The organism is Streptomyces sp. NPDC054047 (assembly GCF_055585065.1).
Genome location: NZ_JBVJKV010000020.1, coordinates 95396 through 105992, shown reverse-complemented (window position 1 = coordinate 105992; position 10597 = coordinate 95396). Strand labels below are relative to the sequence as shown.

At 70.2% G+C, this 10597-nt stretch carries 12 protein-coding genes; 4 read left to right on the top strand and 8 right to left on the bottom strand.

Features of this window, described 5'->3' with window-relative positions:
- Positions 1–146: 146 nt before the first annotated feature.
- Together ACZ6ZP_RS42500 and ACZ6ZP_RS42495 are read right to left on the bottom strand one after the other, a co-directional pair.
- Positions 147–599 carry a GNAT family N-acetyltransferase gene (locus ACZ6ZP_RS42500; RefSeq protein WP_351167234.1) on the bottom strand — a complete coding sequence of 151 codons (453 nt, stop codon included), beginning with the start codon at positions 597–599 and terminating at the stop codon, positions 147–149.
- A gap of 59 nt (positions 600–658) precedes the next feature.
- A complete protein-coding gene (locus ACZ6ZP_RS42495; protein ID WP_351167236.1) occupies positions 659–1117 on the bottom strand; it encodes a MarR family winged helix-turn-helix transcriptional regulator in 459 nt (152 codons plus the stop codon).
- Positions 1118–1257: 140 nt separating this feature from the next.
- On the opposite strand from ACZ6ZP_RS42495, the gene ACZ6ZP_RS42490 reads away from it, so the two are divergent.
- Both ACZ6ZP_RS42490 and ACZ6ZP_RS42485 read left to right on the top strand, forming a co-directional pair.
- On the top strand, positions 1258–2481 hold the full coding sequence (locus ACZ6ZP_RS42490) for an MFS transporter (RefSeq protein WP_351167238.1): 1224 nt from the start codon (positions 1258–1260) through the stop codon (positions 2479–2481).
- Between the two features lie 54 nt (positions 2482–2535).
- Complete coding sequence (locus ACZ6ZP_RS42485) at positions 2536–2958, top strand: GlcG/HbpS family heme-binding protein (protein ID WP_469410540.1); 423 nt, start codon at positions 2536–2538, stop codon at positions 2956–2958.
- 107 nt (positions 2959–3065) lie between these two features.
- Here the strand turns inward: ACZ6ZP_RS42485 and ACZ6ZP_RS42480 are convergent, their stop codons facing one another.
- Together ACZ6ZP_RS42480 and ACZ6ZP_RS42475 are read right to left on the bottom strand one after the other, a co-directional pair.
- Positions 3066–3935 carry a GNAT family N-acetyltransferase gene (locus ACZ6ZP_RS42480; RefSeq protein ID WP_469410539.1) on the bottom strand — a complete coding sequence of 290 codons (870 nt, stop codon included), beginning with the start codon at positions 3933–3935 and terminating at the stop codon, positions 3066–3068.
- A gap of 5 nt (positions 3936–3940) precedes the next feature.
- The gene (locus ACZ6ZP_RS42475) at positions 3941–4492 is read right to left on the bottom strand and encodes a DUF2269 domain-containing protein (RefSeq protein WP_383815485.1); all 552 of its coding nucleotides are present in this window, start codon (positions 4490–4492) and stop codon (positions 3941–3943) included.
- 76 nt (positions 4493–4568) lie between these two features.
- On the opposite strand from ACZ6ZP_RS42475, the gene ACZ6ZP_RS42470 reads away from it, so the two are divergent.
- Together ACZ6ZP_RS42470 and ACZ6ZP_RS42465 are read left to right on the top strand one after the other, a co-directional pair.
- Entirely contained in the window at positions 4569–5201 is a 633-nt protein-coding gene (locus ACZ6ZP_RS42470; protein ID WP_469410538.1) for an HAD family hydrolase, read from the top strand.
- 396 nt (positions 5202–5597) lie between these two features.
- Positions 5598–7184: a globin domain-containing protein gene (locus ACZ6ZP_RS42465; protein ID WP_469410537.1), complete on the top strand. Its 1587-nt coding sequence runs from the start codon at positions 5598–5600 to the stop codon at positions 7182–7184.
- 31 nt (positions 7185–7215) lie between these two features.
- Here ACZ6ZP_RS42465 and ACZ6ZP_RS42460 read toward each other — a convergent pair whose 3' ends face one another.
- From ACZ6ZP_RS42460 to ACZ6ZP_RS42445, 4 genes are all read right to left on the bottom strand, one after another.
- Positions 7216–7698 carry an NUDIX hydrolase gene (locus ACZ6ZP_RS42460; RefSeq protein ID WP_351167250.1) on the bottom strand — a complete coding sequence of 161 codons (483 nt, stop codon included), beginning with the start codon at positions 7696–7698 and terminating at the stop codon, positions 7216–7218.
- A 59-nt stretch (positions 7699–7757) separates the two neighbouring features.
- Entirely contained in the window at positions 7758–8663 is a 906-nt protein-coding gene (locus ACZ6ZP_RS42455; RefSeq protein WP_361470483.1) for a LysR family transcriptional regulator, read from the bottom strand.
- 227 nt (positions 8664–8890) lie between these two features.
- Entirely contained in the window at positions 8891–10102 is a 1212-nt protein-coding gene (locus ACZ6ZP_RS42450) for a cystathionine gamma-lyase (protein WP_361470481.1), read from the bottom strand.
- Entirely contained in the window at positions 10099–10596 is a 498-nt protein-coding gene (locus ACZ6ZP_RS42445) for a low molecular weight protein-tyrosine-phosphatase (protein WP_469410536.1), read from the bottom strand. Before ACZ6ZP_RS42445 ends, ACZ6ZP_RS42450 begins: the two co-directional genes overlap by 4 nt.
- Position 10597: the final 1 nt, after the last annotated feature.

The following is a 10597-nucleotide window of genomic DNA, read 5'->3' as shown; positions in this document are numbered from 1 at the left end:
GGCGGGCTCCTTATTTTGTTTTTTCCGACCGCTGGTTGTTTGGTCTTGTTTCACGTGAAACACGACGAACCACCGGCCTGTCATGTCAGATGAACCACCGGCACGTCATGTCAGACAATCACCGGCACGTCATGTCAACGGCGGCTTCAGAGCTGAAGCTTGAAACCCACATGCGATGCCGTGAACCCGAGCCGCTCGTAGAAGCGGCGGGCATCGGTGCGGGTGGCATCGGAGGTCAGCTGCACCAACTGGCAGTCCTGACGCCGGGATTCATCGACCGCCCACTCGATGAACCGGGTGCCGAGGCCGCTGCCGCGCGCGTCGGCGTGGACGCGTACGCCCTCGATGATCGACCGAGTCGCTCCCTTCCGGGACAGGCCCGGCACGATCGTGAGCTGGAGGGTGCCGACGACGCGTCCCTCGCGCACGGCGACGACCAGGTGCTGATTCGGGTCTGCGGCAAGGCGTTCGTACGCGGTGAGGTACGGGGTGAGGTCGTCCGGCGACTCGCGCGTGCTGCCCAGGGGGTCGTCGGCGAGCATCTCCACGATGGCGGGGATGTCGTCGGCGACCGCCGGGCGTATCTCAAGATCTCCCATGAGGCGCAGCCTATGCAGCCGCCCGCCGTGGCGGGCCGGCCGCTGCGCTGCCAGGCGCGCTACGCCGGGACGCGCACCGCTTCGACGGCCCTGACCAGCGGTGCGAGCTCCGGGTCCAGCGCCGCCTCGTCGAGCGCCTCACGCAGCGCGGTGTCGTTGGTGGGACGGGCCTCGGCGAGGAGCGCGGTGCCCGACTCGCTGACGTCCGTGTAGATGCCGCGACGGTCGGTGGGGCACAGGTAGCGGGAGAGCAGCCCGCGGTCCTCGAGCCGGGTGACCAGGCGCGTGGTGGCGCTCTGGCTGAGCACGACGGCGTCGGCGACCTGCTTCATCTGCAGATGGCCGCCCTCCCCGTCGTGCTGGCGGCTGAGGACATCGAGCAGGGAGTACTCGCGCACGCTCAGGCCGTGTTTGGCCTGCAGGGCGCGCTCGATGTGGGTCTCGATCTTCCCGTGGAGCAGGGAGAGAGCGCACCAGCCCTGCGCAAGGGCGGTCAGTGCGGGGTCCGTCGCTGTCATGGCTCTTGTTCCTCCGTCCCGGAGCGGCTGAGTACCAGGATAGTCCACCGCCGCAATATCCGGCGATTGCAAGTAACCCGCGTGTGCAACTATTGTGGACGCAAGCTAAGCGCACCTGCAACCGTCTGGAAGGTAGAACCATGCCTCTCGCGCTACTGGCCCTCGCGATCGGGGCCTTCGGAATCGGGACCACAGAGTTCGTGATCATGGGACTGCTCCCTGAGGTCGCGGGTGACTTCGGCGTCTCCATCCCCACGGCCGGTCTGCTCGTGACCGGCTACGCACTCGGCGTCGTACTGGGCGCTCCCCTGATGACGGTCCTGGGCACCCGCATCTCGCGCAAGCGGATGCTGATGCTCCTCATGGGCCTGTTCATCGTGGGGAACCTGCTCTCCGCCGTGGCCCCGGTCTTCGGCGTCATGCTGGCTGGCCGTGTCGTCGCCTCGCTCGCCCACGGTGCCTTCTTCGGCATCGGCTCGGTCGTCGCGGCCGAACTGGTCGCACCGGAGAAGAAGGCCGGGGCCATTGCCATGATGTTCACGGGCCTGACCGTGGCCAACGTGGTCGGTGTGCCGCTCGGCACGCTCGTCGGACAGACAGTCGGCTGGCGCGTCACCTTCGCCGTCGTCGCGGGCCTCGGCGTCATCGGCCTGGCCGGTATCGCCAAGCTCGTGCCGGACCTGCCCAAGCCCGAAGGCGTACGCCTGCGCCACGAGCTGGCCGCGTTCCGCAACGTGCAGGTGCTGCTCGCCATGGCGATGACGATCCTCGGCTTCGGCGGTGTCTTCGCGGCCGTCACCTACCTCGCGCCGATGATGACGGACGTCGCCGGCTACGCGGACTCGTCCGTGACCTGGCTTCTCGTCCTCTTCGGGCTCGGCATGGTCGCGGGCAACCTGATCGGCGGAAAGTTCGCCGACCGCGCCCTGATGCCGCTGCTCTACATCTCGCTCAGCGCGCTGGCCGTCGTGCTCGCCCTCTTCACCCTCACCGCCCACAACAAGATCGCGGCAGCCGTGACCATCACGCTGATCGGCGCCCTGGGCTTCGCCACCGTGCCGCCGCTGCAGAAGCGGGTCCTCGACCAGGCCTCCGGCGCACCCACGCTCGCCTCGGCCATGAACATCGGCGCCTTCAACCTCGGCAACGCGCTCTCGGCCTGGCTCGGCGGCCTCGTGATCTCCGCGGGCCTCGGCTACACCGCCCCGAACTGGGTGGGCGCCGTACTCGCGGGCTCCGCACTCGTCCTGGCCGTTGTCTCGGCCACGCTCGAGCGCCGCTCGGCAGCCGCCGCTCCCAGCCTGGTCGTGGCGGGCGTGTCCCCCGTGTCCCCCGTAGAGCAGGCGACGCCCGTCCACCACTGACCGACCCCTCCCGAACCCCCTCAGTACAAGCACCACCGCACAAGGAGAAACCTCATGAGCACCACCACCGCCGTCGCCCCGCTGACCACGCAGGACGCCGAGGCACTCATCACCGCGGCCCGCCGCGCGGCCGAGGCAGCCGATGTCACGGTCAGCGTCACCGTCCTCGACGCGGGCGGTCAGCTGCTCGCCTTCCTGCGCGACGACCGGGCCGTGCTGATCTCCGGCGAGACCAGCACCCGCAAGGCGTACACGGCGCTTCAGCTCAACGCCCCGACCGCCGACCTCGTCGACCTGGTCAAGCCCGACGGGCCCTTCCACACCCTGCCCACCGCCCTCGACCGGCCGCTGCTCTTCATCGCCGGTGGCGTCCCGGTCCACCGTGGCGGCCGTCTGATCGGGGCCATCGGCGTCGGCGGCGGAGCGCCCGAGCAGGACCACGGGTTCGCCACGACGGCCGTGGAGACCCTCGCGTAGTACGACGCCGGGAGTGCGGCGAGCACGACACCGCGCGAGGACATGACGAAGGCCCGCCCTCGAGTACCGGCAACCATCCGGTCTCTGGGGCGGGCCTCTGTGTGCGGTCAGCCGGCCGCGACCGTCAGCGGCGCGAAACGGCGGGTCCAGTCGCCGGGCAGCTCGGGAACGCCGTACGTCATCACGGCATTGAAGGCGATGGGCGCGAGGCCGCGCTCCTTCACCCAGGCGAGCAGCTCTTCATGGCGTACGTCGATGTCGGTGCGCAGCGGCCTGTCCGAGCCCGCGGCGAGCGAGGCGATCAGGGCCTTCGCCGTCTCCGTGTCCCGGGCGATCAGGGGGCCGATGACATGGGTCTCCATGTTCGGCCAGGCGCCCGCATAGCCGGTGATCGTGCCGTTAGCCTCCGCGACCCGCAGCTGGTCGACGAAGGCGGGGAGCCGGGTGAGCACGTGCGTGCGGTCGAGGCCGAAGACCTCTGTGTCGAGCCGGACGAGCGCTTGCAGGTCCTCCGCGGTCGCCGGGCGGGTGGTGACATCCGGCAGCGTGCCGCCGGGGGTTAACCGGCCGCGGACCATCTCGGCGCGACCCGTGGTCTTGAATCCGAGCTGTTCGTAGAGAGGGCGGCCGTTCGGCGTCGCGTGCAAGGTGAGCGGGGTGGTGCCCGCACCTTCGATGACATACCGCATCAGGCGGCGGCCGATGCCCTTGCGGGCGTGTCGCTCGGCGACGAGGACCATGCCGACCGCTCCGAGGCCGGGGCGCTCCTGTGGTCCGTACTCGGTCACCACGCAGGCGGCGACGAGGCCGTCACCGTCGGGGTCGTCGATGCCGTATCCCGTGCCGGCGGAGAGCAACAACCCCCATTTGTGTTCCTCGCGTGGCCAGCCGCGATCCTGCGACAGGTCGGCGCAGGCGGTGAGATCACGGAGGGTCAGCCGGCGGATGGGCAGTGCGGAGATCGTAGGTGTCGACACTCGGCTCAGGCTGTCTGACGCACGTCCTTGGCGTCCACCGGTTTGTGGGCAGAAGCACGTCGGTTTTGGTCACGCTGCTTCTGGCCACGGCGCGTCAGCCCCCACGGCTTGAGCACCGAGATGACCATCATGAAGAGATACGCGCTCAGGGAGACGACGGGACCGGCGATCAGGTCGGTCGGGTCCGCCAGCGGGGAGCCCGCGGACACGGTGGCGACCGTGTCGTTGATGCCCGGACGCAGCGCGAAGGCCGATGCGGCGGTGGTCGCCAGGGTCAGCCAGAACTTCGTGTAGACCCAGCGGTGCCTGGCGAGACCCCAAGGAGTCCCGAGGGACAGCAGCAGACCGCTCAGCAGGGTGAGCAGCGCGAGCGGGAGCACCAGCCAGTCCGCGAAGAGCTTCATGGAGCGGGCTGCGGCTTCGGTGGTCGGGGCGGACCCCGTGGTGATGGCCGCGAAGGCGAGCGCGAGCAGGCCGAGCGTGAGCCCGAGCCAGCCTGCGGCGGCGGTGACATGGACGACGAGGGTGGCCCGGCGAGCGGGGCGGCTTAGTTTCACGTGAAACACGGTGCCGGGAGCGGTGGCCGAAGGCGTCTGACAGCGGGAGTAACCGCGGGTACTAGCCTCGGCGTACATGGCACGCCTTCACCTCTTCGACCTGGACGGAACGCTGCTGCACGGCACGGCGGCGCCCGTGGAGATCTCGCGCCAGCTCGGCCTCGGAGCGGAGATCGCCGAGCTGGAACGGGACTTCGTGGCGCGGCGGATCGACTCGCCCCAGTACGCCGTCCGTGTGCGCGCCCTGTGGGCGGAACTCACGGACGCGCAGGTCACAGCGGCTTTCGAGGGAGCGCCGTGGCTGATGGGAATTCGGGAGACCTGGGCCGAGATCCGGGTGAGCGGCGACTACTGCGCGGTGATCTCCCTGTCGCCGTCCTTCTTCGTCGAGCGACTGCTCGGCTGGGGCGCGCATGCCGCGTACGGATCGGTTTTCCCCTCCGTGCCGTTCACCGAGCCGGTGAATCCGGCGGGCATTCTCAACGCCGCGGCCAAGGTGAAGATCGCGAACCGGCTCTGTGAGGAGTTGGGGGTGGGGCGGTCCGATTGCGTCGCTTATGGCGACTCGCTCTCTGACCTGGAGCTGTTCGGCGCGGTGCCTGTTTCGGTCGCTGTCAATGCGGATCAGCGGCTGGCCGGGCTCGCCACCCACTCTTATGTCGGGCGTGATCTGCGTAAGGCGTATGAATTGGTGTGTGGCATCCGGTAATTGGGGCAATTGGTGGGGCGCAGGCTCGCTGAATTCCCGGTGAAGGGCGGCGGGACTTGTGCGCCGGACGGCTGCCGGTATGGTCGAGTCCGGTTCGAGCCGGGTGCATCTCAGTGCACCCCAGGGGGGCACGGGCGGAGGTCAACGCAGCCTAACGGGGCGAAGAGATCGAAGACCTGAACTTTCCGTTATGCGACCGGCGTGACGGTGAGGGATGGGACGCTGCGGTGAGATGACTGCGGGCAATGTCACATTTGGTGCCTACTTGTCCGTAGGGTCCGGTAATTCGAGGTTCAATGTGGCCACATTGGCTGACGAGGCAGAGCGGGGAAAGTAAGCGGCTTCCCACAGGGAAGTGCATGGACCGACTGAGAGATGTTCGAGGCGAGGCACAGCATGGACGCTCCGACCACCACGTCGGCGGGCAACGGCACTTCCGGCGACAGCGGCGGTGGAGGCGGCTGGTTCACCCCACGCAAGGCGCCGAAGCCGTCGGAGGGCGGCGAGCCGACACGACCCGAGGGCGGTGAGCCCGAGGCGGCCGAGGGCCGCCGGGTGTCCGCCATACGCCCGGTGGGCAGGCCCGGCGCGGCTGCGTCCGCAGATGCTCCTGAGACGGCTGCTCCTGCGACAGCTGCTCCTGAGCCGTCTGCTCCCGAGGCCCGGCCCACGCCGGAACCCGATCGCGCCCCCGAGGACCGAATACCCGCCGCCCGGGAAGCGACTGAAGCCCCGGAAGCGGCAGGACCGGCGCCCGCTGCGCCCGCTGCGAACGTCGCGCAGAACGTGGCCCAGAACGCCCCTCAGGCCCCGGCGGGTCATCCCGAGCCGCGGACCGAGCGCGTACCCGAACCAAGACAGCCCTCTCCCCAGGGCTCCCCCGACGCGATCCGCGTCCAGCGCACGATGGCTGAGATAGGCCCCGTCGCCGACAAGGTGACCTCGTACTTCTACGCGCTCCTCTTCACCCGGCACCCCGACCTGCGCCCCTTGTTCCCCGCCGCGATGGACACCCAGCGCGACCGGCTGCTCAAGGCGCTGCTGACCGCGGCCGAGCACATCGACCACACCGACGTGCTCACCGCGTATCTGAAGAACCTCGGCCGCGGACACCGCAAGTACGGCACCCGGCCCGAGCACTACCCGGCCGTCGGCGAGTGTCTGATCGGCTCGCTCAGCCGGTACGCGAGCGCGGTCTGGGACGAGGAGACCGAGGCCGCCTGGGTCCGTACGTACACGACGATCTCCCAGATCATGATCGACGCGGCCGCCGCCGATGAACTGCGCGCACCCGCCTGGTGGTTGGCCGAGGTGGTCTCGCACGATCTCAGGACGCCTGACATCGCTGTCGTGACCGTCCGCCCCGACCAGCCCTACCCCTTCCTGGCGGGCCAGTACACGAGCCTGGAGACGCCCTGGTGGCCGCGGATCTGGCGGCACTACTCGTTCGCGTCGGCGCCGCGCTCCGACGGGCTGCTCTCGTTCCACGTGAAGGCCGTCCCCGCGGGCTGGGTCTCCAACGCCCTGGTGCACCACGCACGGCCCGGTGACGTCCTGCGGCTGGGCGCCCCCGCCGGCTCGATGACCGTCGACCACACCACCGACAGCGGCTTGCTCTGTCTGGGGGGCGGCACCGGCATCGCCCCCATCAAGGCGCTCGTCGAGGACGTCGCCGAGCACGGCGAACGGCGCCCGGTCGAGGTCTTCTACGGCGCCCGCACCGACCACGACCTGTACGACATCGACACGATGCTGCGCCTCCAGCAGACCCACCCGTGGCTCTCGGTCCGCCCGGTCGTCGACGATCACGCCCAATTCCCGGACGCCGTGCGCGAGTACGGCCCCTGGAACGAGTACGACGCCTACCTGTCGGGCCCGCCCGGCATGATCCGCAGCGGTGTGGACGCGCTGCGGGACATCGGCATCCCGGCCGGCCGGATCCGCCACGACTCCGTGGAGGAACTGGTGGCGGTGGCCGACTGAGGCTCAGCGCCCAGGAGCAAGAAAGCCCGGCTCAGCCCAGGTCAGGGGCGTGCATCGCGCGTACGCCCTCGATGTTGCCGTCCAGATAGTGCCGCAGCGAGAGCGGTACGAGGTGGACCGAGGCGATCCCGACGCGGGTGAAGGGCACATGGACGATCTCGTACTCGCCGCACGGCTCCTCCACCTCGGGGCCGTGCCGCAGCGAGAGATCCATGGACTCCAGACGGCAGACGAAGAAGTGCTGCACTTTGACGCCGGTCGCGCCACCGTCCTCGCCGATGTGCTCGACGGTGTCCACGAAGCAGGGAACCACGTCGGAGATCTTGGCGCCGAGCTCCTCGTGCACCTCACGATGGAGCGCGTCGACGACGGTCGCGTCCTCCGGTTCCACGCCGCCACCGGGGGTGAGCCAGTAGGGATCGACACCGGGCTTGGTCCGCTTGATCAGGATCAGGTCGTCGCCATCGAGCAGGATGGCGCGGGCGGTGCGCTTGACCACAGGTCGAACGGTCATGGGAGGAATGTGGCCCGGACTGTTCCACGTGAAACATCGTGAACCAGTCGGAGTCCTGCTCAAGCCCAGTCGACGGCAGCACGCAGCAGCCACTCGTGCGCCCGCGCTATGTGCGGCATCGCGAGTGTGCCGGTGCGTACGGCGAGGAAATACGTGCGCAACGGGGGCACCGCCGGGTCCAGCAGGGCCACGACCTCGCCATTCTTCAGAGCGGGCGCACAGAGATAGCGTGGCAGCACGGCGAGCCCCGCCCCGGCGACGACGCAGGCGAGCACCGCCCGCAGGTCCGGCACAATGACGGTGCCCGATGCGGCCGGACGGGTGTCGAAGACGGCGGCCCAGTACCGGGCGACCAGCGGCAGAGACTCGTGCACCTCCACCACCGGCAGGTTCTCCAGGGCGGACGCGCCCCTGCGGCGCAGCTTGCCGGGGCCGATGCGGGCGGCCAGGTGCGGGCCCGCGACCAGGACGTGCTCCTCGTCGCAGAGCGGCGCCGCGGTGAGCAGGGCGCCGCGTGGCCGGGCCGTGGTGATGGCCAGGTCGTGGTGCCCTGCGGAGAGCCCTTCGAGGACCTCCTCCGCGGTGCCGAACGAGGCACGCAGCGCGAAGCCCTGTCCGTCCTGGCCGGTCAGCGCGGTGAGGGCGGGTAACGCGCGGGCCGCGGTGAACTCCGGAGGCCCCGCGAGATGGAGGGTGCGTACCGAGGAGTCCTCTTCGAGGCCCGTCTCGGCGATCTCCACCAGGGCGTCGAGATGGGGCGCGGCCTTGTGGGCGAGTTCGTCCCCGATGGTCGTGGGGGTCACGCCGCGCGCCTGGCGCAGGAACAGCGGGCGGCCCAGCTGCCGCTCCAGGGTGCGTATCTGCGACGTCACGGCGGGCTGTGAAAGCCCGAGCAGTGCGGCCGCCCGCGTGAAGGAACCGGCCCGATGCACGGTCACAAACGTGCGCAGCAGGGCCAGATCCACGGTGACGCCCTCCCCGGCGCGGCATTCAGGCCGCGCCCAACTATAAATATGTCGATAGGTCTCTGTCGCTACTGTGATTGGACACTGACACAGAGTCAACTAGCCTTGTTCGCGCGGTTCTTCGCGCGCAGAACCGGAACGGTCCGAGCCACGAGGGGGGAGGCTCGGACCGTTCGTTGTGCGTAGCCCGGTACTAGCCGCAAGCGGTCCGTACGCACGCGGGACTGTCAGCCCGCCGACTCGTCCAGCGCCCGCAGCACGTCCGCGACCAGGTCATCCGGGTCCTCGGACCCGGCGGAGAGGCGGATGAAGCCCTCCGCGACGGCGTCCCCGCCCCAGCGGCCACGCCGCTCCGCGGTGGAACGCACGCCGCCGAAGCTCGTCGCGTCGTCCACCAGACGCAGCGCGTCGAGAAAACGGTCGCCGCGCGCGCGTGAGGGCAGGGTGAAGGAGACCACGCACCCGAAGCGCCGCATCTGCTGCGAGGCGATCTTGTACGAGGGGTCCTCGGGCAGCCCCGGGTAGCGAAGCCCGGTCACCTCGTCGCGTCCGCGCAGCGCCTGGGCAAGGGCCAGGGCGTTGGCGTTCTGGCGATCGGCGCGCAGCTGCAGCGTGGCGAGCGAACGATGCGCCAGCCAGGCCTCCATCGGCCCCGGGATGGCGCCGACGATCTTGCGCCAGCGCCGCACGGCAGCGGTCAGCTCGGCGTCGCGGCAGGCGACGTACCCGAGGAGGATGTCGCCGTGGCCGGTGAGCATCTTGGTGCCGCTGGCCACCGAGAAGTCCGCGCCGAGTTCGAGGGGGCGCTGGCCGAGCGGTGTGGCCAGGGTGTTGTCGACCGCCACCAGGGCGCCCCGCGCGTGTGCCGCCTCGGCGAGGCGCCGCACGTCGCACACGTCCAGGCCCGGGTTCGACGGCGTCTCGATCCACAGCAGCTTCGCGCCGTCCAGGACGTCGAGCTGGGCGTCGCCGCCGGTCGGGGCGGTGCGCACCTCGATGCCGTACGCGGTGAGCTGCTCCCTGACCAGGGGCAGCGCCTGATAGCCGTCGTCCGGCAGGACCACCGCGTCGCCGGCGCGCAGCTGCGAGAAGAGCACCGCGGAGATGGCGGCCATCCCGGAGGCGAAGACCAGGGTCTCGACGTCCGCGTCGGCGGCACCGCCCTCACCCGGCGCCTCGAGCTCGCCGATGGCCTGCTCCAGGAGCGTCCAGGTCGGGTTGTCGTCCCGCCCGTAGGTGTACGGCCCCGTCGGATCGCCCGGCAGGTGGAAGTGCGCGGCGAACACCGGTCCCGGGAGGGTCGGCTCGTGCTTCACGGGCTCGGGGAGACCGGCCCGCACCGCTCTCGTGCCGTCGCCCATCCCGGCGCCTCTTCCCGGGACCGCTCCCGCGGCTGTGCCCGCGCCGGTACCTGCGGCTATCGCTGCGGAGTCCGTCATGCCGCCCGCCCTTCCCTTGCTTCGCGTACGGCGTCGAGCAGACCGTCGCTCGCCGCCTCCACCATTCTCAGGCACGCGTCGAACCCGTCCTCGTCCCCGTAGTACGGATCGGGGACGTCCAGGTCGCCCCGGGCGGCGGCCTCGGGGTCGTACGAGCGCAGCAGCCGCACCTTGTCCGCGTCGGCCGGTGTGGGCGCGAGGCGGCGCAGGGTCCGCTGATGGCCGGCGTCCAGGGCGATCACCAGGTCGAGCCGGGGGAACCAGGAGACCTGGAAGCGGCGCGCCACGTGATCGCTCTCGTAGCCGGCCGCCGTCAGGGCGGAGACGGTGCGCGGATCGGCGCCGTCCCCCTCGTGCCAGCCGTCGGTGCCCGCACTGCCCACCTGGACCAGGTCGCCGAGCCCGGCCTCGTCCAGCCGCGCGCGGAAGACGGATTCGGCCATGGGGGACCGGCAGATGTTGCCGGTGCAGACGAAGCACACGGAGAAGGCCATG

Excerpts from the sequence above, each read along its gene's own strand:
- ACZ6ZP_RS42500 (WP_351167234.1), bottom strand. The coding sequence starts at position 599 with ATGGGAGATCTTGAGATACGCCCGGCGGTCGCCGACGACATCCCCGCC.
- ACZ6ZP_RS42495 (WP_351167236.1), bottom strand. The coding sequence starts at position 1,117 with ATGACAGCGACGGACCCCGCACTGACCGCCCTTGCGCAGGGCTGGTGC.
- ACZ6ZP_RS42490 (WP_351167238.1), top strand. The coding sequence starts at position 1,258 with ATGCCTCTCGCGCTACTGGCCCTCGCGATCGGGGCCTTCGGAATCGGG.
- ACZ6ZP_RS42485 (WP_469410540.1), top strand. The coding sequence starts at position 2,536 with ATGAGCACCACCACCGCCGTCGCCCCGCTGACCACGCAGGACGCCGAG.
- ACZ6ZP_RS42470 (WP_469410538.1), top strand. The coding sequence starts at position 4,569 with ATGGCACGCCTTCACCTCTTCGACCTGGACGGAACGCTGCTGCACGGC.
- ACZ6ZP_RS42465 (WP_469410537.1), top strand. The coding sequence starts at position 5,598 with ATGGACGCTCCGACCACCACGTCGGCGGGCAACGGCACTTCCGGCGAC.
- ACZ6ZP_RS42460 (WP_351167250.1), bottom strand. The coding sequence starts at position 7,698 with ATGACCGTTCGACCTGTGGTCAAGCGCACCGCCCGCGCCATCCTGCTC.
- ACZ6ZP_RS42450 (WP_361470481.1), bottom strand. The coding sequence starts at position 10,102 with ATGACGGACTCCGCAGCGATAGCCGCAGGTACCGGCGCGGGCACAGCC.
- ACZ6ZP_RS42445 (WP_469410536.1), bottom strand. The coding sequence starts at position 10,596 with ATGGCCTTCTCCGTGTGCTTCGTCTGCACCGGCAACATCTGCCGGTCC.